This is a genomic window from Acidovorax sp. FJL06 (genome assembly GCF_003852545.1).
In the GTDB taxonomy this organism is placed as follows: domain Bacteria; phylum Pseudomonadota; class Gammaproteobacteria; order Burkholderiales; family Burkholderiaceae_C; genus Acidovorax.
Map to the genome: position 1 here is coordinate 44811 of NZ_QAJR01000033.1, position 21643 is coordinate 66453.

A 21643-nucleotide genomic window follows, 5' to 3' on the forward strand; every position below is an offset into this window, starting at 1 on the left:
ACCGCCTCCATGACCCAGGGACAGATCCGCATCCGTGGCGCACGCCAGCACAACCTCAAGAACCTGGACCTGGACATCCGCACCGGCGAGCTGACGGTGGTCACCGGCCCCAGCGGCTCGGGCAAATCCAGCCTGGTGTTCGACACGCTGTATGCCGAAGGCCAGCGCCGGTATGTGGAAACCTTCAGCGCCTACGCGCGCCAGTTCCTCGACCGCATGGACAAGCCCGCCGTGGACAAGGTCGAGGGCGTGCCCCCGGCCATCGCCATCGACCAGACCAACCCGGTGCGCTCCAGCCGCTCCACCGTGGGCACGATGACGGAGCTGAACGACCACCTGAAGCTGCTGTTCGCGCGCGCCGGCCAGTTGTTTGACAAGCAGACCGCGCAGCCGGTGCGCCACGATTCGCCCGAGACCATCTATGCCGAGCTGCAGCGGCGCAGCGCAGAAGCCGGAGATCCACGCATCGTGCTGACCTTCCCGGTCGAACTGCCCGGTGGCACCTCGGCAGAACAGGTGGAGCAATGGTTGTCGGCCAGTGGCTTCACCAAGGTGCAGGCCGAGCGCGAAGTGGCCACGCCCACCGGCCCGCGCAAGGTGCTGGATGTGGTGGCGGACCGGTTCCGGCTGGGCAATGCCGAGAAGGCGCGGGTGATCGAAGCCATCGAGGTCGCGCTCAAGCGCGGCACGGGGCGGCTGAATGTCTATCGTCTCGTGGATGAGGGTGAGTCCGAACTCTGGCGCTTCTCCACCGGCCTGCACTGCCCTGATAGTGACCTGCGCTACAGCGACCCCATTCCGTCGGCCTTTTCGTTCAACTCCGCCGTGGGCGCGTGCGACAGCTGCCGGGGCTTTGGCCGGGTGATCGGCGTGGACTACGGCCTGGTCATCCCCAACGACAAACTCACGCTGCGCGCAGGCGCCATCAAGACCATCCAGACCCCCGCATGGCAAGAGGCGCAGGACGACCTCATGCGCCATGCCGAGGCCGCCGGCATCCCGCGCGACACGCCCTGGTACAAGCTCACCGACGACCAGAAGAAATGGGTGATCGGCGGCGCGCCCGGCTACAAGGACGGGCAGTGGAGCAAGCAGTGGTACGGCATCAAGCGCTTTTTTGAATACCTGGAGAGCAAGGCCTACAAGATGCACATCCGCGTGCTCTTGTCCAAGTACCGCAGCTACACGCCATGCCCCACCTGCGCGGGGGCGCGCCTCAAGACCGAAAGCCTGCTCTGGCGCGTGGGCAGCAAGGACGATGCGGATGTGGCCATCGACCCCGCCCGCCGTTTCATGCCCGAGGGCGTGCAATGGTCGCGCGAACAGCTGGCCGCCTTGCCCGGCCTGTGCCTGCACGACCTGATGCTGCTGCCCATTGACCGGCTGCGCCGTTTCTTCGACCGCATGGAGCTGCCCGTGGGCGACGCGGCGGCGGGCGGCGACGCGCAGGCCCTGAAACTGCTGCACGAGGAGATCACCACGCGCCTGAAATACCTGTGCGACGTGGGCATCGGCTACCTCACGCTGGACCGGCAAAGCCGCACGCTCAGTGGCGGCGAGGTGCAGCGCATCAACCTGACCACCGCGCTAGGGACTTCGCTGGTTAACACGCTGTTTGTGCTGGACGAGCCCAGCATCGGCCTGCACCCGCGCGACATGCACCGCATCACCGAGGCCATGCTGCGCCTGCGCGACGCGGGCAACACGCTGGTGGTGGTGGAGCACGACCCGGCCGTGATGCTCGCGGCCGACCGCATGATCGACATGGGCCCCGGCCCGGGCCGCCTGGGCGGGCAGATCGTGTTTGACGGCACCACGGCCGACCTGCGCCAAGCGGACACGCTCACCGGGGCCTATTTGGGCGGGCGCAAACATGTGGGCTTTGGCTTCAAGCGCATGGTGACGGAATCCACGCCGCGCCTCATCCTCGAAGGCGCGCGCGAGCACAACCTGCAAAACGTGTCGGTCGAATTCCCATTGCAGCGCCTGGTCACCGTCACCGGCGTGAGCGGCTCGGGCAAGTCCAGCCTGATCCAGGACGTGCTGGCCCCCGCGCTGCTGCGCCACTTTGGCAAGGCCACCGACACGCCCGGCGCGCACGACCGCATGCTGGGGGCGGACCATTTGTCGGACGTGGTGTTCGTGGACCAGTCACCGATTGGCAAGACGGCGCGTTCCAACCCCGTGAGCTACGTCGGCGCCTGGGACAGCATCCGCGAACTCTTCGCCGTGGCCCCGCTGTCCAAGCAGCGCAGCTACACCGCCAGCAAGTTCAGCTTCAATAGCGGCGACGGGCGCTGCCCGACCTGCGGGGGCTCGGGCTTCGAGCATGTGGAGATGCAGTTTCTGAGTGACGTGTACCTGCGCTGCCCGGATTGCGACGGCAAGCGCTACCGGCCCGAGATTCTGGAGATCACCATCGAACGCGGTGGCCGCAGCCTCAACGTGGCGGACGTGCTCGCCCTCACGGTGGCCGAGGCGGCCGACCTGTTCGCCAGCGACCGCGACGTGATCCGTGCGCTGCAGCCCATCGTGGATGTGGGGCTTGAATACGTGGCGCTGGGCCAGCCTGTGCCGACCTTGTCCGGCGGCGAGGCGCAGCGCCTCAAGCTCGCAGGCTTCCTGGCCGAGGCAGCGCGCACGGCGGCCAAGTCGCGCCAGGTCGTGGCGCGCAAGGGCACGCTGTTTTTGTTCGACGAGCCCACCACCGGCCTGCACTTTGACGACATCGCCAAGCTCATGCGCGCGTTGCGCAAGCTCATCGACGCGGGGCACTCGCTCATCGTCATCGAGCACAACCTGGACGTGATCCGCGCAAGCGACTGGCTCATCGACCTGGGCCCCGAAGGCGGCTATGCGGGCGGGCTCATCGTGGCCGAAGGCACGCCCGAGGATGTGCGGCAGCACGCCACCTCGCACACCGGGCAGGCGCTGCGCGACTACGAGCTGGCGCTGGGCGCGGGCGGCCATTCGGTGCACGAAAAAGCTGCGGTGCTACGAAAAAAAGAGCTGCTTGGGCAAGAGGGACGCGCGCCAGCGGCCAAAAATGCCATTGAAATCGTCAACGCCAAGGAGCACAACCTCAAGAACCTGAGCGTGGACATTCCGCGTGGCCAATTCAACGTGGTGACGGGCGTGAGCGGCTCGGGCAAGTCCACGCTGGCGTTCGACATCCTGTTCAACGAGGGCCAGCGCCGTTACCTCGAATCGCTCAACGCCTATGCGCGTTCCATTGTGCAGCCCGCCGGCCGGCCCGAGGTGGATGCCGTGTACGGCATCCCGCCCACCGTGGCGATTGAGCAGCGCCTGTCGCGCGGCGGGCGCAAGTCCACCGTGGGCACGACCACCGAGGTGTGGCACTTTCTGCGCCTGCTGTACGTCAAGCTCGGCACGCAGCACTGTGTGAAGGACGGCGCCGCCGTGCAGCCGCAGACGCCCGACAGCATCGCCGCGCAATTGCTGAAGAACTTCCGGGGCCAGCACATCGGCCTGCTTGCGCCGCTGGTGATGAACCGCAAGGGCGTGTACACCGAGCTGGCCGACTGGGCGCGTCCGCGCGGCTACACGCACCTGCGGGTGGACGGCAACTTCTTGCCCACCACCAACTTCCCGCGCATCGACCGCTTCAAGGAACATACGATCGAGCTGCCGGTGGCCAGCCTGGATGTATCGCCCGAGAACGAAGCGCAACTGCGCACCGCGCTGGCCGATGCGCTCACGCACGGCAAGGGCGTGGTGCATGTTCTCTCAGGCATCACAGGCCTGCGCGAAGCCATGGAGGGCGGCCAGTCCACGGCCGGTATTGGTACGCTGCAGGCGTTCTCCACCAAGCGCGCCTGCCCCGTGTGTGCCACCAGTTATGCCGAACTGGACCCGCGCCTGTTCAGCTACAACAGCAAACATGGCTGGTGCCCCGACTGCGTGGGCACCGGCGTCAAGCTCACCAAGGACCAGCGCAAGGTGTTTGACGACTCAGTACAAGACGACAAGGAAAAAGGCCGTGAGCAGACCTTTGCCGAGCCCGAGGTGGAAGACCTGGCGGACACGGCTTGCCCGAGTTGCAGCGGCACACGCCTGAACGCCACCGCGCGTGCTGTGCAGTTTGCCGGTGTGGGCATCACCGACATTGCCGCGCTGTCCGTCACGGACGTGCGCCGCTGGGTCGAGACCCTGCGCATCGAAGGTGGCATGACGGCGCGCGAGGCGGACATCGCCCGCGACCTGGTGCCCGAGATCCAGAGCCGCCTCGAATTTCTGGAAGAAGTGGGCCTGGGCTACCTCACGCTGGACCGGGGGGCGCCCACGCTCAGCGGTGGCGAGGCCCAGCGCATCCGCCTGGCCGCGCAGCTGGGCAGCAACCTGCAGGGCGTGTGCTACGTGCTCGACGAGCCCACCATCGGCCTGCATGCGCGCGACAACCAGATTTTGCTCAACGCCCTGCACAAGCTCGGCGACAAGGGCAACACCCTGGTGGTGGTAGAGCACGACGAAGACACCATCCGCCGTGCCGACCACATCATCGACATTGGCCCGAGCGCCGGCAAACGCGGCGGGCGCCTGGTGGCGCAGGGCAGCGTGGCCGACATCACGGGCGCGGAGGATTCGCAAACCGGCCGCTACCTGCTGCACGCGATGAAGCACCCGCTGCAGCTGCGCCGCAGCATGGCGCCCGGCGGGGTCAGCGCCGAGGCCACAGCGGCCTTTGCCCAGGCCGAGGCGGCAGCGCCCACCGGTCGGCAGAGCGCTGCCGTCAAGAAGCGTGCGGCCCAGGCTGCAGCGCTGGCCGCTGACGCCCTCAATGAAGCCAAGGAGCGTGCCGCCATGCGCTGGCTGACCGTGCATGGCGCGCAGCTGCACAACCTGCAGAACGTGACGGCCACCGTGCCGCTGCACCGCCTGGTGGCGGTGACGGGCGTGAGCGGTTCGGGCAAATCCACCCTGGCGCGCGATGTGCTGCTGGCCAATGTGCAGGCCTGGGTGCAGCAGCGCAGCACCAAGGCCGGGCGCGATGCCATGGATGCAGGCAAGGCGCCACCTTTGGTGGGTTGCGCAGGCCTGTCGGGCTTCGAGAGCATCGACCGCGTGCTCGAAGTGGACCAGACGCCCATCGGCAAAACGCCGCGTTCCTGCCCCGCCACCTACATCGGCTTCTGGGACACCATCCGCAAGCTGTTTGCCGAAACGCTGGAGGCCAAGGCGCGCGGCTATGCCGCCGGGCGCTTCAGCTTCAACACCGGCGAAGGCCGCTGCGCGAGCTGCGAAGGCGCGGGCGTGCGCACCATCGAGATGAGCTTCTTGCCCGACGTGAAAGTGCCCTGCGAGACCTGCCACGGCGCGCGCTTCAACCCCGAAACGCTGGCCGTGACCTGGCGCGGCAAGAGCATTGGCGATGTGCTGCAGATGGAGGTGGACGAGGCCGTGGACTTCTTCGCCACCATGCCCAGCATCGCGCACCCGCTGCAGTTGCTCAAGGACGTGGGCCTGGGCTACCTCACGCTGGGCCAGCCTTCGCCCACCCTGAGCGGGGGCGAGGCGCAGCGCATCAAGCTCGTGACCGAGCTGACCAAGGTGCGCGACGAGGTGGGCCGCCGGGGTCAGAAGGCGCCGCACACGCTGTATGTGCTGGACGAGCCCACCGTGGGCCTGCACATGGCCGACGTGGACAAGCTCATCCGCGTGCTGCACCGCCTGGTGGACGGCGGCCACAGCGTGGTGGTGATCGAGCACGACCTGGATGTGATTGCCGAGGCCGACTGGATCATCGACCTGGGGCCCGAGGGGGGTCGCGCCGGTGGCCGCATCGTGACCGCCGCCACGCCCGAGGACGTGGTGGCCGCAGGCACGCACACGGGCCAGGCGCTGGCGCCCGTGCTGGCGCGGTGAGATGAAGCACCCCCTGAGGCGCTTCGCGCCTTCCCCCTCTCTCATATTGCTCCGCAATCTGGGAGGGGGACGCCCCCAGCGCGGCGGGGCGGCCCTTGCGCGGGGGCCCTGGCTTGGGGCGCGCCCTTTGCATGCGCTGTGGGTGGCGCGTTGCGCCATCAAGGGCTGAGACGTCGGTGGGCGGTGGTAGCGCTCTGAGCCATCTTCCTTGAACATGGACCCCATGCCCACCCGCAACCCCGCTGGCCACACTGTGGTCTGGCTGCACCCCGAAGCCCCGCCCAAGCCCGCCGAGGGCGCGCCCTGCAATGGCTGTGGCCTGTGCTGCCTGGCCGAGCCCTGCCCGCTGGGCGTGCTGGTGTCGCGGCGCCGCAAGGGCGCCTGCGTGGCGTTGCGCTGGAGCGATACCGACCAGCGCTACTGGTGTGGCATGGTGGCCGACCCGGGTGGGGTGACGGGGTTCACCCAGCCCTGGGCGGTGCGTGCGATGTCGGCCCTGGCGCGGCGGTGGATCGCATCGGGCATCGGCTGCGATGCGCGGCTGGATGTGGAGCCGCCTTCTGCCGAGCATCATTGATTTGCTATTAAATAAATAGCTATAAGGGCAAGTCCATCAAGCGGTATCGGCATTTTTTGCTTGCAAAATTTCGCGTCGCGCCAGGTGGATGCCCGCCAGCATGCAGCGCACTGATCCGCCCGCCAGCTCGATGGTGGGCACGGCCAGGGGCAGCAGGGCCGCGCTGCGCTCAATCACGGCCTTCTGCGTGGGCGACAGGCTGGCCGCCGCGCGGGCCGACAACGCCAGCACCCGGCCCCGGGTGCCCTGCAGCTCCAGCGCATTGCCCGCAAATTCGCCGATCTGCCAGGGGCTCAGCTCGATCAGCTCCCGCCCCGTTTCGCGCAGCCGCGCGCGCACGGCGTTGCGCCGCGCGGGGTCGGTGACCAGGTGAAATCCGCCCAGCGCAAAGTCGGTGCCCACGCACAGCATCACGTTGGTGTGGTAGCAGGGCTTGCCCTCGGCGTCGGCCGTGGCAAAGGCCATGGGCTCGTAGTTGAAGTGGGTGCAAAAGCGCTCCAGCGCCACCGGGTCGGCGCGGTTGGATTGCGCGGTGTAGGCGATGCGGTGGATGTGGTCGAGCACCATGGCGCCTGTGCCTTCGAGGAACAGGCCATCGGCCTCCAGGCCGGAGTAGTCGATCACGTCCTGCACGCGGTATTCGGCCTTGAGCCGTTCGATCACGTCGCTGCGCCGTTCGCGGCGGCGGTTCTCGGCATACATGGGGTAGACGGCCACATGCCCGCCCGCGTGGGTGGAGAACCAGTTGTTGGGGAACACCGCGTCGGGGGTGTGGCGCTCGCCCTGGTCGTCGAACAGGTGCACGCGCACACCGGCGGCCTCCAGCGCCGCAGCGGCGGCCGTGACTTCGGCAAAGGCACGGCGTGCGGTGTCCTCGGCGGCCAGGTCGCTGGCGCGGGCCTGGAAGGCGTTGTCCCCAGCGGTTTCGGGGTTGGGGTGGAAGTGGTGGGGGCGCACCATCACGACGGCGCTGGGGGCTTGGGCTGAGGGGGGCATGGTGGGAGAGGGCGGGGCGGTGGAAGGAGAGAAGGCCCAATTCTCTGAACAGCCAGCGCTATTCAATAGCGTCAGGATTGTTCAAAATGCGCTGAAAATTGCCGATCTGCCAATTGCAAGACCCACTATGACCAAGCTTGACGACACCGACCGCGAAATCCTCAGCATCCTGCGCGCCGATGCGCGCACGCCCGTGGCCACGCTGGCGCAAAAGCTGCGCGTGTCGCGCGGCACGGTGCAGAACCGGCTGCACAAGATGGAGGAAAGCGGCGTCATCACCGGCTACACCGTGCGCTTGCGGCCCGATTCGGAGCCCCAGCGCATCCGCGCGTGGATGAGCATCGCGGTCGAAGGCAATGCCGCGCCCGCCGTGATCCGCGCGCTGCGCGGCGAGCCCATGGTGGGCACGCTGCACACCACCAATGGCCGCTGGGACATCGTGGCCGAGGTGCGCGCCGAGAGCCTGGAGGCGTTCGATGCCGCGCTGGGCCGCATCCGCCTCACGCCGGGCATCGCCAACACCGAGACCAGCATCCTGCTGTCCACCTACAAGGCCTGAGCAGCGAGCGACGGCGGAGCGCGCACGGGCTGGCGCTTTGGAGACAGGCGCTAGGGGTTTTCTGCATGCCCTGGCGGGTGTGGCCTGCAGTTCAATGGCGAAGTCTTTGTTTTTGCCTTTCAGGAGCCCCGCCATGCAACGTCGCCAGATCCTCCAATGGGGTGCCGCCAGCCTCGCCGCCCCCGCGTTCGCGGCGCAGGCCCAGAGCTTTCCGAGCAAGCCCATCAAGCTGGTGGTCGCCTTCCCGGCAGGCGGCCCCACCGACATCACCATGCGTGCGCTGGCCGACAACGCCAGCAAGATCCTGGGCCAGCCCGTGATCGTGGAGAACAAGCCCGGCGCCGGCGGCACCTTGCCCGCGCAGGCCCTGCAGGGCGCGGCGGCCGACGGCTACACCATTGCGCAGATCCCGCTGGGCGTGTTCCGCCTGCCCTACACCACCAAGATCAACTGGGACCCGGTCAAGGACATCAGCTACGTGCTCAATGTCACCGGCTACGCGTTTGGCCTGGTGGTGCCGGCCGACTCCCCGCTCAAGACCTGGACGCACTTCGTGGCCTGGGCCAAGGCCAACCCCGGCAAGCTGAGCTACGGCTCCACCGGCACCATGACCAGCCCGCACCTGACGATGGAACTCATCGCGCAGCAACTGGGGCTGGAGCTGCTGCATGTGCCTTACAAGGGCAGTGCCGACCTGATGCAATCCATCCTGGGCGGGCAGATCATGGCCGCGGCCGACTCCACGGGCTTTGCCCCGCAGGTCGAGGCCGGCAAGCTGCGCGTGCTCAACACCTGGGGCGCCGAGCGCCTGGCCAAGTTCCCCGACGCACCCACGCTCAAGGAGCTGGGCCTGAACCTGGTGCAGAACTCGCCCTTTGGCATCGGCGCGCCCAAGGGCACGCCCGACGCGGTGGTGAAGCGCCTGCACGATGCCTTCAAGCAGGCCATGGAGCAGGACAGCTACCGCACCGCCCTGGCCCGCTACGACATGGTGCCCATGTACATGAGCACGTCGGCGTACAAGAAGTTTGCGCAGGACACCTTTTCGCGCGAAAAGGCGCTGGTGGAAAAACTGGGCCTGGCCAAACCCGCTTGAGGCAGCCCCCTTCGGAGGGGGCAATGCGTTCCGTGTGATGATCCGCCCCAACATTGAACGGAACACCGCGAGCATCCTTTATGGCATCCCCCTCCGACAACAGCATCAGCATGGCCCTGTTCTGCGACTTTGAAAACGTCGCCCTGGGCGTGCGCGATGCGCAGTATGAAAAGTTCGACATCAGGCCCATCCTGGAGCGCCTGCTGCTCAAGGGCAGCATCGTGGTCAAGAAGGCCTATTGCGACTGGGAGCGCTACAAAGGCTTCAAGGCCACCATGCACGAGGCCAACTTCGAACTGATCGAAATCCCCCACGTGCGCCAGTCGGGCAAAAATTCGGCCGACATCCGCCTGGTGGTGGACGCGCTGGACCTGTGCTACACCAAGTCGCACGTCAACACCTTCGTCATCATCAGCGGCGACTCGGACTTCTCGCCGCTGGTGTCCAAGCTGCGCGAGAACAACAAGCAGGTGATCGGCGTGGGCGTGAAGCAGTCCACGTCCGACCTGTTGATCGCCAACTGCGACGAATTCATCTTTTATGACGACCTGGTGCGCGAGAAGCAGCGCGCCCTGGCCCGGCGCCAGAACCCCGGCGCGGCCCCCGCGCCGCGCCGCACGCCCGAGGAAGAGCGCCACCGCAAGGAAACCCAGGAGGTGCGCCGCGCCCAGGGCGTGGAGCTGGCGGTGGAAACCTTTGACGCCCTGACCTCCGAGCGCGGCGACAGCGGCAAGATCTGGGCCTCGGTGCTCAAGGAGGCCATCAAGCGCCGCAAGCCCGATTTCAGCGAGGGCTACTACGGCTTTCGCACCTTTGGCAACCTGCTCGAAGAGGCGCAGGCGCGAGGCCTGCTGGAGTTTGGGCGCGACGAAAAGTCGGGCGCCTATGTGTTCCGCAGCCTCGGTGCGGCGGCGGGCAGCGCGCCGGATGCGGCGGGCCACGCCGAGGCACCGGCCGAGCGGCAGGGCGCGGCGGGCTACTTCCGCCATGACTTCCACGCGGTGGCATCGGTGCCGGCGGATGCTGGTGGCGAGGGCGGCGGGCGTGGTGGCCGTTCGCGCGGGCGGCGCGGAGAGGGGGCTGCGCGTTCCGGGGCTCCGCAGCCTGCGGATGCACGGCCGGAGTTGTCGGCAGACGGCCGCGCCGAGCCGGCTTTTGATGCGCGCGACGAAGTGCTGCCCGAACGCCCGGGCGGCCGTTATTTCAACCAGCCAGCGCCTGTGTTGGCGCCCACGGGGGCCGGGGGCGGCGTGGAAGAGGGCGGGAGGACCTTGGCCATCATCGAGCATGCCGAGGCATCGGAGCCTGCGGCACCAGCGGCGCGGGCCGAGCCCGCTGACACCGCGGAGGTAGAGCCCGCCGCTTCTGCCTCTGCCCCCGCTCCCCGCCGCACGGCCAACACGCCGCGCAAGGCCGGCGGGCGCAAAGCGGCCGGGGTTGCTGTGGAGCCCGGCCCGGATGCGCCCGCAGCCTCGGCGCCAGTGGCAGCATCGGCCCCCGCCCAGGCAGCCAAGGCCCCTGCACGCAAGCCACGCAGCACGGGCAAAAAAACTTCTGAACCTGCGGAGTGACCCCGCCTGCGGCGCGGCTGCTTTAGCGGCCCGCCAGAATCGCGCGCGCCACCTCGGCAAACCCGGCACCGCGCTCGCCCTGCGTCACGTAGCGGGGCAGGTGCTGCAACTGCGGCACAAACCGCGCGATATTGGCCACGCCCACGCTGTGGGGGAAGTGCTGGAACATCGCCTGGTCGTTGCCCGAGTCGCCCACAAACACCCAGCGGTCCAACTCTTGCGCGAGGTTGCGGCCGAACAACTCGCGCACGATCCAGCAGGCGCCCTGCCATTTGTTGAAGTCTCCAAAACAACCGTGGATGTGGATGCTGCTCACCGTGGTCTGCATGCCCGCGCGCTGCAGCAGGGCCAGCACCTTCTGCACGGTGTCGGAGGAGTGCCGGTCGAACTCGGCGTAGTCAAAAGCCAGGTCGGTTTCACGCCCCGCGCTGTCGCGGCTCAGGGCCACACCGGGCACCTCGGCCGCCACCAGGGCGGCGATGTCGTGCATGCGGGCCCGGTTGGCCTCGCGTGTGGCGGCATCCTGCTGGTAGAGCTTGGTGGGCGGCGACTGGCGGCGTGGGCCCTGCACAAACGCCACCGCCCCGTTTTCCGCCACCATGGCGTCCACGGGCCAGGCCACACCAGCAGGCCCGGCCATGAAGGGCTCGCACCAGCCAATCGGCCGCCCGGTGATGGGGACCACCACCAGGCCCGCCGCCTTCAGGTCGGTCAGGGCTTGGAGTGCATCGGGCGTGATGGCGCCTTCGGTGGTGAGGGTGTCGTCGATGTCGGTGAAAACGCCCACCAGGTGAGGGTGGGCTTCATGGGGCCAGAGGTTCAGGGATTGCATGCAGCGTATCCAGTGCCAAAGAGCACGGTGGTCTGAGGCGAAGTGGGTCAACCGGCCTTCTGCAACGCCAACCCCGCATGCTCCCGCAGCGGATGAAAATGAATCTTCGGAAACCGTTCCTGCGCCAGCCGCACGTCATACGGGCTGGTGCACAGGTACGCCAGCGTGTCGGCCGCATCGTGCGCCAGGCGTAGCGGGTAGGCGTCGGTGAAGGCGCGCAGGTCGGCGGCGTTGTCGGCCGTGATCCAGCGGGCGCCGGTGTACTGGCAGCCTTCCAGGCGCACGTCGGCGTCATATTCGGCCTTGAGGCGGTGCTGCACCACTTCAAACTGCAGCTGGCCCACGGCGCCCAGCAGCATGTTGCCGCCGGCGTCGGGCTTGAAGACCTGGATCGCACCTTCCTCACCCAGCTGGGCCAGGCCCTGCTGGAGCTGCTTGGTGCGCAGCGGGTTCTTGAGCACCACGGTCATGAACATCTCGGGCGCGAAGAACGGCAGGCCGGTGAACTGCAGGTTGGCGCCGTCGGTGATGGTGTCTCCGAGCTGCACGCCGCCGTGGGTGGTGAATCCGATGATGTCGCCCGCGTAGGCCTCTTCGACCGCCTCGCGGCGCTGGGACATGAAGGTCACGACCGAGGTGGGGCGCAGCTCCTTGGCGGTGCGCTGCACCTTGAGCTTCATGCCCGGCGTGTATTTGCCCGAGGCCACGCGCACAAAGGCGATGCGGTCACGGTGGTTGGCGTCCATGTTGGCTTGCACCTTGAACACCACGCCCGAGAAACCTTCGTCTTCGGGCTGGATGGTCTTCACGACGGGTTGCCGGTTGACTTCGAGCGTGCTCACGCGCGGGCCGGGGGGCGGGGCCATGTCCACCAGGGCGTCGAGCACCTCCATCACCCCGAAGTTGTTCACGCCGGAGCCGAAGAACACGGGGGTGAGTTTGCCGGCCAGGAAGGCCTCGTGGTCCCAGGCGGGCGATGCACCGGTGGCCAGCTCCATGCTGTCCATGGCGGCGTCGAATTCGGCGCCGAAGCGCGCGCGCAGCGCGTCCACATCGGTGAGTGGGATGGATTCAAAGTCCTGCGGGCGGCGTTCGCTGCCCGACTCGAACACCGTCATGGTTTTCGTGCGCAGGTTGATGATGCCGCCGAAGGCCTTGCCCTGGCCCACCGGCCAGGTCATGGGGCAGCAGGGCATGCCCAGCTCACGCTCCACTTCATCCATGATGTCCAGCGGGTCGCGCACTTCGCGGTCCATCTTGTTCACGAAGGTGATGATGGGGGTGTCGCGCTGGCGGCAGACCTCGATCAGGCGGCGCGTTTGCGCTTCCACGCCGTTGGCCGCATCGATCACCATCAGCGCCGAATCGACGGCGGTGAGCACACGGTAGGTATCTTCCGAAAAGTCCTTGTGGCCGGGCGTGTCGAGCAGGTTGACCACGTGGTCGCGATAGGCCATCTGCATCACCGACGAGGCCACCGAGATGCCGCGCTGCTTTTCGATTTCCATCCAGTCGGAGGTGGCGTGGCGGCTGGCCTTGCGGCCCTTGACGGCGCCAGCGATCTGGATCGCGCCCGAGAACAGCAGCAGCTTTTCCGTCAGCGTCGTTTTACCGGCGTCGGGGTGGGAAATGATGGCAAAGGTGCGGCGGCGCCGGGTTTCGGGGGCGTAGGACACAGGGGGGTTCCAAGAGGGATTGGGCTCGCTGCGGCAGGAGTCTGCGGCAGCTGGCGCGACAGGCGCGGGGCGCCGAATCGGCCGATTTTACCGGGCGAGCAGCCCAGCCCCCTCTGCCGCGTGTTCAGCCCGTTGGCGCCTGCGTATGGCGGGCGTACATCTTCTGCATGCCACCGATCCAGCGCTCGTAGTCCTGCCCCTTGTTGCGGAAGTACTGCGCCACCTCGGGGTGGGGCAACACCAGGAAGCGGCCGTCCTGCATGGCGGCCAGCACGTCGCCCGCCACCTGTTCGGGCGGCAGGATGCCGTCGTGCGAGGCCGAGCCGCCGTCGCCCGTGACCATGGCGGTCTGCACCGACTGCGGGCACAGGCAGGCCACGCCCACGCCCTTGCGGCCGTAGGCGATGCGCAGCCACTCGGCAAAGGCCACGGCCGCATGTTTGGTGACGGCATAGGGGGCGGATTCGACGATGGTCAGCAGCCCGGCGGCCGAGGCCGTGACCAGGAAGAAGCCCTCGCCGCGCTCCACCATCTCGGGCACCACGGCGCGGGCGGCCCAGACATGGGCCATGCCGTGGATGTTCCACATCGCGTCCCACAGCGGGTCTTCCAGCTCGATGCCGCCCGGGCGGCCCAGGATGCCGGCGTTGGAGATGTAGGCGTCCACGCGGCCATAGCGTTCGCGGGTGGTGGCCACCAGGGCCTTGATGTCGGCCTCTTTGGACACATCGCAGCGCACGGCCAGGCCACCGATCTCGTCGGCCACCGCCTGGGCGGGTTCCAGGTGCAGGTCGGCCACGACCACGGCGCGCGCGCCCTCCTGCGCACAACGCCGCGCGATGCTGCGGCCGATGCCGCTGGCGCCGCCGGTGACGATGACCACTTTGTCTTTTGCTTCCATCAGATGCTCCAGTTGCGGGAGGCGACAGTGTGGTGCGGCGCGCAGTCGTGGTCAGCCGCGCAGGAGACACCGGGCGCGGCGGCCCAGGCATGCTGTGACGCACAAGCGATGAGCGCATGCGTCCACGCCTCCATCCAGGACCATGCCATCTCCGGCGGGCGTCACCCCATGCCGATGTGCGCGGCCCCCTGGCGAAACAGGGCGGCGCCCTGGGGGTCGAAGTGGAAGGCCGCCAAGAAGTCGTCGGCCTGGTAGTTTGGCAGTGCCTGACGTATTTCCGCCGCATAGCTGCGTGCCAAGTCGAGTGATCCCGCCAGTGCCAGGCTGTAGGCCGCAATGGCGCGGATGTGCGTGTGGGCGTTGGGGCGGGCCGCGGCCTGGACGGCCCAGTCCGCAGCCTCGTCGAACCGGCCCAGGCGCACCAGCGCAATGGCGCGGGCCCCCAGCATGCCGAAAAGCAACGGGTCGAAGGGGCTGAGCAGGCGCGCGTGGTCCGATGCGGCGATGGCCGCCTGCGGGTCGCCTGCCTGGGATTGGACAAAGGCCAGCGTGTAGTGCCCGAGCGCGAAGCTGGGGCTCAGGTGGATGGCCTGTTCCAATTCGACCACGGCCGGGGCTTGCTGGCCGCGCAGCCACAGCGCCCGGCCCATGGCCCAGTGGGCCGCCGGGTTGCGGTCGTCAGCGCCCAGGCTTTGGCGGGCGGTGGCCAGGGCCAGGTCGCAGGCGGCTGCGCGTTCGGACCAGCCCTGGAAAGCGTTCTGGAAGTGGGTGAACGAGAGCCCGGCGTAGGCACGCGCGAACGTGGGGTCCAGGCGCACCGCCATGGCGAAGAAGCCATGTGCACGCGCGTTGTCGGCCGGGTTGAAGCGGTACATGTGCCACAGCCCGCGGTGGTGGGCCTCCCAGGCATCGAGGGTGTTGGGCGGGCGCAGCAGGGCGCGGTTGCGTTCGGCCAGCTCGATCTCGCTGGCGGCGATGGCGACGATCTGGCTGCCAATGTCGTCGAGCACGGAAAAGGCGTCGTCCAGGGGGCGGTCGAAGATGTCGGCCCAGACCACGCGCGCGTTGCGGGCCTCGACCAGTTCGGCCGTCACCACCAGGCGCTGCGCGTGGCGGCGCACGGTGCCGCTCACGACATAGTCGACATCGAGCAGGCGTGCGGCCTCCTGCGGGCCCATGTCGCGTTCATGCAGCGCGAACATGGTGCCCTGGGCGATGACGAACAGGCTGCGTAGCTGGGCCAGCCGGGTGATGACGTCATGGGCCAGGGCGTCGGCCGTGCCGCCGCGTGCACTGGCCACGGGCGAGAGGTCGGCGAAGGGCATGACGGCGATGGAGGCGCGGTGCGGGGGCGTGTCGGCCTCGCTGGGCACGGGCGGCGTTTTGGTGCTGGGGCCGTCCTCCTGCCGGGGCGCTGGCGGCTCGTGTTCCGTGACCGTGGCCACGAAGCGGTAGCCGCGGCGGTGCAGGGTGGCAATGCAGGCTTGCTCCTCCCCGCTGTCCCCGATGGCCTGGCGTGCCGCCTTGATGCAACTGCTCAGGGCCGACTCGCTGACCACCTTGCCGGCCCACAACGCATCCAGCAGTTCCTGCCGGGTCACGATGCGGTGGCGCTGCTGCACCAGGTAGACCAGCAGGTCGAACACCTGCGGCTCGACCTGGCGTGGCAACGCCTGGCGCCGCAGGGTGAACAGCCGGGTGTCGAGTTCACAGTCTCTGAAAGTCAGCAGCACGGGCCACTCCTTCACCGAAACAGCGGGGATCATACGGCGCCCACCCCTCTCCATCAAACCCCCACACCCTCCCCATTGCGGCGCCAAGCCATCCCGTGCGGCCGGGGGTATGGTTGCCTGCAGTGGCCCGGGCCATCCGGGCAGCGAAGGCAACACCTTCATGACCGAAAGGAGTTCACCATGGGTACCACGCTTTACCAGCGGCTGGGCGAATCGGCGGGCATTGCCCGCCTTGTGGACGATGTCATCGCCGCCCACCTGGCCAACCCCCTCGTCAAAGCCCGCTTCGAGAACGTCAAGGACCTGGAGCGCACCAGGAAGATGGCGACCGAGTTCTTCTGTGCCGGTGCCGGGGGGGCCCAGGCCTACACCGGCCGGGACATGCTCACGGCGCACAAAGGCATGAACATCAGCGAGCAGGAGTACCTGGCGGTCATGGATGACATCGTCGGCGCCATGGGCAAGAACGGGCTGGACGATGGCACGAAGAACGAGGTCGTCGGCATTCTTTACTCGCTCAAGGGCCACATCATCCGCGTCTGACCAGGGAGGCACCCCAAATGGACTCGCAATTTGAAAGCATCCGTGAACAGCAGAAAGCGTCCTGGAACCGGTTCTCCGCGGGCTGGAAGAAATGGGACGAACTGTTCATGGATTTCATGCGCCCGGTGGGCAATGAGATCATCCACCTGCTCGATCCGAAGGGCCAGGACGTGGTGCTCGATGTCGCGGCCGGCACGGGAGAGCCCGGTCTGACGATTGCCGCGCGCATTCCGCAGGGGCGGGTGGTCATCACCGATCTGGCGGCGAACATGCTGGAAATCGCCGGGGAGAATGCGCAGCGCCGCGGGCTGAGCAATGTGGAAACCCGCGTGTGCGATGTGTGTGCGCTGCCTTTTGCGGACCAGAGCTTCGACGCCATCAGCTGCCGCTTCGGCTTCATGTTCTTCCCCGACATGGCCTTGGCCGCCCGGGAGATGGCGCGCGTGCTGAAACCTGGGGGGCGCGTGGCCACGGCGGTCTGGAACGTCGCGGAGAAGAACTTCTGGGTCACGGCCACCATGGGCGCGATCCACCGGAACATGGCCTTGCCTGCGCCGGTGCCGGGCGCGCCTGGCATGTTTCGCTGTGCCCAGCCGGGCTGGGGCGAGGCGCTGTTCGCGCAGGCCGGGCTGAAAAACGTGTCGGTCCGGGAGGTGGCGGGGCGGCTCGACTGCCAGACCGCCGACGTGTACTGGCATGCCATGACCGAAGTGGCGGCACCGGTGGTCGCTGCATTGGGCCAGGCCGACGACGCCACGAAAGAGAAGATCCGGGAAGAGGTCTACCAGGCCATTCAGCAGAAGTTTCCCGATGGCAAGGTCCAGATTGACGCCAGCGCACTCGTGGTTTTTGGCGAGAAATAAATGAAAGGGCGCTGCCGCGCCTGCACCGGTGAGCCCTGCGCATGCTGCGCCATGGGCACCGGTGCGTGCGCGCCTGGCGGTGGCTGGCACGCCATGCGCGCTGTCTCGCTGTCTGTGGGGCGGCGCTGCGCATCTGCGCCGCCGTGTTCCGGTCGCCCTGCGCGCACCGTGCACTCCCTCGTTTCACTGGGGCTCCAAGGGCCGGAGGCTGCGATGGGCATGGCGCTGGGTGCGCGAGTCCGTATAATCGCCGTCCATCCGAGGAGCGTTGCAGCGCCCCCAGCACAGGCGGGGCGTGAGGCTCGGAGTCATCTAGCAACGACGCTCATCCACTTCTCGTGTGGTGAGCCTTGTCACTCCCCCGACCAGTGGTTTTTCAAACATGCTTTGGAGCACACCACCATGAACGCACGCGTCAACGCCCCGGTCAACACCGACTGCCTCATTGCCGACATCGGCCTGGCCGATTGGGGCCGCAAAGAGATCCGCATCGCCGAAACGGAAATGCCCGGCCTGATGGCCATCCGCGAGGAATTCGCAGCCAAGCAGTCGCTCAAGGGCGCGCGCATTACCGGCAGCCTGCACATGACGATCCAGACCGCCGTGCTGATCGAAACGCTGCAAGCCCTGGGCGCCGACGTGCGCTGGGCCTCGTGCAACATCTTCTCCACGCAGGACCACGCCGCCGCCGCCATTGCCGCCACCGGCACGCCCGTGTTTGCCGTGAAGGGCGAGACCCTGGCCGAATACTGGGATTACACCCACCGCATCTTCGACTTTGGCGCCAAGGGCACCGAAGGCGAAGGCCCGAACCTGATCCTGGACGACGGCGGCGACGCCACGCTGCTGATGCACCTGGGCAAGAAGGCCGAGAAGGACGCGTCCGTGCTGGCCAACCCCGGCAGCGAGGAAGAGCGCATCCTGTTCGCCGCCATCAAGGCCAAGCTGGCCGAGGACAGCACCTGGTACAGCCGCAAGAGCGCCGACATCATCGGCGTGACCGAAGAGACCACCACCGGCGTGCACCGCTTGAAGGAAATGTCGGCCAAGGGCACGCTGATGTTCCGCGCCATCAACGTGAACGACTCGGTCACCAAGAGCAAGTTCGACAACCTGTATGGCTGCCGCGAATCGCTGGTGGACGGCATCAAGCGCGCCACCGACGTGATGATCGCCGGCAAGGTGGCTGTGGTGGCCGGCTACGGCGACGTGGGCAAGGGCAGCGCCCAGGCCCTGCGCGCCCTGAGCGCCCAGGTGTGGGTGACCGAGATCGACCCCATCAACGCGCTGCAGGCCGCGATGGAGGGCTTCAAGGTCGTGACGATGGAATGGGCGGCCGACAAGGCCGACATTTTCGTGACCACCACCGGCAACCGCGACGTGATCACCTTCGAGCACATGGCGGCGATGAAGGACCAGGCCATCGTCTGCAACATCGGCCACTTCGACAACGAGATCCAGGTCGCCAAGCTCGAAGAAAACTGCCAGTGGGATGAGATCAAGCCGCAGGTGGACCACGTGATCTTCCCCGATGGCAAGCGCATCATCCTGCTGGCCAAGGGCCGCCTGGTGAACCTGGGCTGCGGCACGGGCCACCCCAGCTTCGTGATGTCGAACTCGTTCGCCAACCAGACCATCGCCCAGATCGAGCTGTTCACCCACAGCGACTACTACGAAAACGGCAAGGTCTACGTGCTGCCCAAGCACCTCGATGAAAAGGTGGCGCGCCTGCACCTGAAGAAGGTGGGCGCCATGCTGACCGAGCTGAGCGACGACCAGGCCGCCTACATCGGCGTGCCCAAGCAAGGCCCTTACAAGCCGGACACGTACCGCTACTGATCGAAGCCAGCGAGAGAGGGGGATGCCCCCTCGCCACAGGCTTGAAACCCCGCTCGCGACCGGGCGGTGGTATGTATGGATTGTTTGCTATATAAATAATAGCTATCAACGTATGATGGTCGCGCTGTAGCGGCTGTTTTTACTCAAAAAAGGATGGGCGCCATGCGCGCAGATGTGTTTTTGGTGGAGCGGGGGCATGCCGCCACCCGCTCGCAGGCCCAGCGCCTGATTGCGTCGGGTGTCGAATGGCGCCTGTCGCCGCTCGCGCCCTGGCAGAAGGTGGCGAAGAATGGCGACGACATCCCGGCCATTGCCGAGGTGCAGTTGCTCGATGGCGCCGAGGCCAAGTACATCTCGCGCGGCGGGCTCAAGCTCGAAGGCGCGCTCGACGCGCTGGGCCTGCCCGTGCAGGGGCTGCGTTGCCTGGATGTGGGGCAGAGCACCGGCGGCTTCACCGACTGCCTGCTGCAGCGCGGCGCCGCGCAGGTGATCGGTGTGGATGTGGGCCATGACCAGTTGCACGAGCGGCTGCGCAGCGATCTGCGGGTGGTGTGCGTGGAGGGCCTGAATGCCCGCTCGATGACCGCCGAGACCCTGGTGCAGGCCTGCGAACTGGCGCTCTCGGAAGTCATCGAACTGGAAGAGGACAACGAGACCCAGCCCGAGGCGCCCTACAGCTGGATGCGCAATGGCGGCCAAGTGGACGAGGACTACGACGACAGCGACGATGCCAAGGAAAAGGACATCGAAGCCTTCAAGTCCGAACGCGCCGAGCTGGCCAAGGCGCGCGCCCAGGGCACGCTGCCGGTGGAGCGCCGCCGCCGCGCCGACCGGGCAGACGTCGATATCACGCCCGCGTTCGGTCTGGTGACGGGCGACCTGTCGTTCATCTCACTCACGCTGGTGCTGCCCGCGCTGGTGCCGCTGCTGGCGCCGCAGGGCGACCTGGTGATGCTGGTCAAGCCGCAGTTTGAGCTGCAGCCGGGCCAGGTGGGCAAGGGCGGTATCGTGCGGGACGAGGCCTTGTACGCAGTCGTCGAGCAACGCATCCGCGACTGCTGCGCCGGGCTGGGCTTGAGCGTGCGGGCGTGGCAGGACAGCTCCATCCAGGGTGGCGACGGCAACCGTGAATTCTTTATCCATGCAAGGAGGGCTGCATGAATGCTGCCAATGCACAGGGCACCGGTTTCCCTGTGAGTTTTGAGTTTTTCCCCCCCAAGACGCCCGAAGGCGCCGACAAGCTGCGCGTGGCCCGCCAGCAGCTGTACGCGCTGCACCCCGACTTCTGCTCGGTGACCTACGGTGCGGGTGGCTCCACCCAGGAAGGCACCTTCGGCACCGTGCGCGAGATCCTGGCCGAAGGCGTCGGGGCCGCCTCGCATTTCTCCTGCATCGGCGCCACGCGCCAATCGGTGCGCGAGCAGCTCGCTACGCTCAAGGCCATGGGCGTCAAGCGCCTGGTGGCGTTGCGCGGCGACCTGCCCAGCGGCTATGGCGCGGGCGGCGAGTTCCACTATGCGAGCGACCTGGTGGCCTTCATCCGCGCGGAGACGGGGCGTGACTTCCACATCGAGGTGGCAGCCTACCCCGAGGTGCACCCCCAGGCGCGTTCGCCCGAGGCCGACCTCAAGGCCTATGTGGCCAAGGTGGAAGCGGGTGCGGATTCGGCCATCACCCAGTATTTCTACAACAGCGACGCGTACTTCCGTTTTGTCGAAGACACTCAGCGTCTGGGCGCCGAGGTGCCGGTGGTGCCGGGCATCATGCCGATTGGCAGCTCTACGCAGCTGATGCGGTTTTCGGACGCCTGCGGCGCTGAGATCCCGCGCTGGATCCGCCTGCGCCTGCAGGCGTTTGGCGACGACACGGCCAGTATCAAGGCCTTTGGCCTCGATGTGGTGACCGACCTGTGCGACCAGCTGCGCAGCGCGGGCGTGCCGGCGCTGCATTTCTACACCATGAACCAAAGCGCCGCGACGCTGGAGATCTGTCGCCGCCTGGGGATCTGATGGGCGCGTGGGGCCTGCCATCGCCCGCATGCTGTGCTGCCGCCCGGTTGGTGCAGTGTGTGGCGGCGGCCTGGCTGCTGGGCGGGTCGCTGGCGGTGGCCCAGGCCCAGGGCCTGTCGGCGCAGCCCGATGCGCTGGCCCCCCACCTGTTGACGGTGCCGGGCGAGGCGATGCTGATCGACCCACCCGCCCCGCCCGCGCCTTCGGGCGCCGAGGCCTCGGCCCTGGGCCTTCCTGCCGATGAGGTGGGGCTGGCCTCCTGGTACGGGGCGCAGTTCCACCGGCGGCGCACGGCCAGTGGGGAGCTATTTGACATGCGGGCGCTCACGGCGGCGCATCCCACCCTGCCGTTTGGTTCGCGGGTCTGTGTGCGCAGCCAGATGACGGGCCGGTCGGTGGTGGTGCGGATCAATGACCGGGGCCCCCACACCCGCAACCGGGTGATCGACCTCAGCCGCGGTGCAGCCGAGGCCCTGGGCATGATCGGCCTGGGGCTCAAGCCGGTGGAGCTGTTTGCGCTGGACGACGACGAGAAGGACTGCCCTGCGGCGCCTTGAGGCGGCGC

Annotated in this window: 16 protein-coding genes and 1 riboswitch; of the genes, 11 read left to right on the plus strand and 5 right to left on the minus strand. The window is 67.6% G+C overall.

Annotated features, from left to right (window positions below):
* Nucleotides 1-9: 9 nt before the first annotated feature.
* Together uvrA and DBV10_RS18260 are read left to right on the plus strand one after the other, a co-directional pair.
* Nucleotides 10-5883 (plus strand): excinuclease ABC subunit UvrA, encoded by a 5874-nt coding sequence (uvrA, locus tag DBV10_RS18255; protein ID WP_124515025.1) that lies wholly within the window; start codon nt 10-12, stop codon nt 5881-5883.
* A 223-nt stretch (nt 5884-6106) separates the two neighbouring features.
* Nucleotides 6107-6460: a hypothetical protein gene (locus tag DBV10_RS18260; RefSeq protein WP_124515026.1), complete on the plus strand. Its 354-nt coding sequence runs from the start codon at nt 6107-6109 to the stop codon at nt 6458-6460.
* A gap of 36 nt (nt 6461-6496) precedes the next feature.
* Here the strand turns inward: DBV10_RS18260 and ctlX are convergent, their stop codons facing one another.
* Entirely contained in the window at nt 6497-7456 is a 960-nt protein-coding gene (gene ctlX, locus DBV10_RS18265) for a citrulline utilization hydrolase CtlX (RefSeq protein WP_124515027.1), read from the minus strand.
* Between the two features lie 127 nt (nt 7457-7583).
* Here ctlX and DBV10_RS18270 point away from each other — a divergent pair, with 127 nt between their 5' ends.
* The 3 genes from DBV10_RS18270 (at nt 7584) to DBV10_RS18280 (ending at nt 10682) form a co-directional block, all read left to right on the plus strand.
* Nucleotides 7584-8015 carry an Lrp/AsnC family transcriptional regulator gene (locus tag DBV10_RS18270; protein WP_124515028.1) on the plus strand — a complete coding sequence of 144 codons (432 nt, stop codon included), beginning with the start codon at nt 7584-7586 and terminating at the stop codon, nt 8013-8015.
* A 133-nt stretch (nt 8016-8148) separates the two neighbouring features.
* Entirely contained in the window at nt 8149-9111 is a 963-nt protein-coding gene (locus DBV10_RS18275; protein WP_124515029.1) for a tripartite tricarboxylate transporter substrate binding protein, read from the plus strand.
* Between the two features lie 80 nt (nt 9112-9191).
* Nucleotides 9192-10682, plus strand: a complete 1491-nt coding sequence (locus DBV10_RS18280) for an NYN domain-containing protein (protein WP_124515030.1) — start codon at nt 9192-9194, stop codon at nt 10680-10682.
* 22 nt (nt 10683-10704) lie between these two features.
* On the opposite strand, the gene DBV10_RS18285 is transcribed toward DBV10_RS18280, so the two are convergent.
* From DBV10_RS18285 to DBV10_RS18300, 4 genes are all read right to left on the minus strand, one after another.
* On the minus strand, nt 10705-11514 hold the full coding sequence (locus DBV10_RS18285) for an HAD-IIB family hydrolase (RefSeq protein WP_124515031.1): 810 nt from the start codon (nt 11512-11514) through the stop codon (nt 10705-10707).
* Between the two features lie 47 nt (nt 11515-11561).
* Complete coding sequence (locus DBV10_RS18290; RefSeq protein ID WP_124515032.1) at nt 11562-13190, minus strand: peptide chain release factor 3; 1629 nt, start codon at nt 13188-13190, stop codon at nt 11562-11564.
* 124 nt (nt 13191-13314) lie between these two features.
* Nucleotides 13315-14091: an SDR family oxidoreductase gene (locus tag DBV10_RS18295; protein ID WP_124515033.1), complete on the minus strand. Its 777-nt coding sequence runs from the start codon at nt 14089-14091 to the stop codon at nt 13315-13317.
* Nucleotides 14092-14252: 161 nt separating this feature from the next.
* A complete protein-coding gene (locus DBV10_RS18300) occupies nt 14253-15857 on the minus strand; it encodes a winged helix-turn-helix domain-containing protein (protein WP_158616830.1) in 1605 nt (534 codons plus the stop codon).
* Between the two features lie 147 nt (nt 15858-16004).
* Between DBV10_RS18300 and DBV10_RS18305 the strand changes: the two genes are divergently transcribed.
* The 6 genes from DBV10_RS18305 to DBV10_RS18330 all read left to right on the plus strand — a co-directional run bounded on the left by DBV10_RS18305 (nt 16005) and on the right by DBV10_RS18330 (nt 21635).
* Entirely contained in the window at nt 16005-16367 is a 363-nt protein-coding gene (locus DBV10_RS18305) for a group 1 truncated hemoglobin (protein WP_124515035.1), read from the plus strand.
* 17 nt (nt 16368-16384) lie between these two features.
* Nucleotides 16385-17230, plus strand: a complete 846-nt coding sequence (locus DBV10_RS18310; RefSeq protein ID WP_124515036.1) for a class I SAM-dependent methyltransferase — start codon at nt 16385-16387, stop codon at nt 17228-17230.
* Nucleotides 17231-17484: 254 nt separating this feature from the next.
* A riboswitch (S-adenosyl-L-homocysteine riboswitch) is annotated at nt 17485-17564 on the plus strand.
* A gap of 68 nt (nt 17565-17632) precedes the next feature.
* Complete coding sequence (gene ahcY, locus DBV10_RS18315) at nt 17633-19069, plus strand: adenosylhomocysteinase (protein WP_124515037.1); 1437 nt, start codon at nt 17633-17635, stop codon at nt 19067-19069.
* Nucleotides 19070-19231: 162 nt separating this feature from the next.
* Complete coding sequence (locus tag DBV10_RS18320) at nt 19232-20230, plus strand: TlyA family RNA methyltransferase (RefSeq protein WP_124515038.1); 999 nt, start codon at nt 19232-19234, stop codon at nt 20228-20230.
* Nucleotides 20227-21078 carry a methylenetetrahydrofolate reductase [NAD(P)H] gene (gene metF, locus DBV10_RS18325; protein ID WP_124515039.1) on the plus strand — a complete coding sequence of 284 codons (852 nt, stop codon included), beginning with the start codon at nt 20227-20229 and terminating at the stop codon, nt 21076-21078. Before DBV10_RS18320 ends, metF begins: the two co-directional genes overlap by 4 nt.
* Complete coding sequence (locus DBV10_RS18330; RefSeq protein WP_124515040.1) at nt 21078-21635, plus strand: septal ring lytic transglycosylase RlpA family protein; 558 nt, start codon at nt 21078-21080, stop codon at nt 21633-21635. The genes metF and DBV10_RS18330 overlap by 1 nt, the downstream gene beginning before the upstream one ends.
* The last annotated feature ends 8 nt before the right edge of the window (nt 21636-21643 follow it).

Coding starts and splice junctions, on each gene's coding strand:
- uvrA (WP_124515025.1), top strand. CDS start 10: ATGACCCAGGGACAGATCCGCATCCGTGGCGCACGCCAGCACAACCTC.
- DBV10_RS18260 (WP_124515026.1), top strand. CDS start 6,107: ATGCCCACCCGCAACCCCGCTGGCCACACTGTGGTCTGGCTGCACCCC.
- ctlX (WP_124515027.1), bottom strand. CDS start 7,456: ATGCCCCCCTCAGCCCAAGCCCCCAGCGCCGTCGTGATGGTGCGCCCC.
- DBV10_RS18270 (WP_124515028.1), top strand. CDS start 7,584: ATGACCAAGCTTGACGACACCGACCGCGAAATCCTCAGCATCCTGCGC.
- DBV10_RS18275 (WP_124515029.1), top strand. CDS start 8,149: ATGCAACGTCGCCAGATCCTCCAATGGGGTGCCGCCAGCCTCGCCGCC.
- DBV10_RS18280 (WP_124515030.1), top strand. CDS start 9,192: ATGGCATCCCCCTCCGACAACAGCATCAGCATGGCCCTGTTCTGCGAC.
- DBV10_RS18285 (WP_124515031.1), bottom strand. CDS start 11,514: ATGCAATCCCTGAACCTCTGGCCCCATGAAGCCCACCCTCACCTGGTG.
- DBV10_RS18295 (WP_124515033.1), bottom strand. CDS start 14,091: ATGGAAGCAAAAGACAAAGTGGTCATCGTCACCGGCGGCGCCAGCGGC.
- DBV10_RS18300 (WP_158616830.1), bottom strand. CDS start 15,857: ATGATCCCCGCTGTTTCGGTGAAGGAGTGGCCCGTGCTGCTGACTTTC.
- DBV10_RS18305 (WP_124515035.1), top strand. CDS start 16,005: ATGGGTACCACGCTTTACCAGCGGCTGGGCGAATCGGCGGGCATTGCC.
- DBV10_RS18310 (WP_124515036.1), top strand. CDS start 16,385: ATGGACTCGCAATTTGAAAGCATCCGTGAACAGCAGAAAGCGTCCTGG.
- ahcY (WP_124515037.1), top strand. CDS start 17,633: ATGAACGCACGCGTCAACGCCCCGGTCAACACCGACTGCCTCATTGCC.
- DBV10_RS18320 (WP_124515038.1), top strand. CDS start 19,232: ATGCGCGCAGATGTGTTTTTGGTGGAGCGGGGGCATGCCGCCACCCGC.
- metF (WP_124515039.1), top strand. CDS start 20,227: ATGAATGCTGCCAATGCACAGGGCACCGGTTTCCCTGTGAGTTTTGAG.
- DBV10_RS18330 (WP_124515040.1), top strand. CDS start 21,078: ATGGGCGCGTGGGGCCTGCCATCGCCCGCATGCTGTGCTGCCGCCCGG.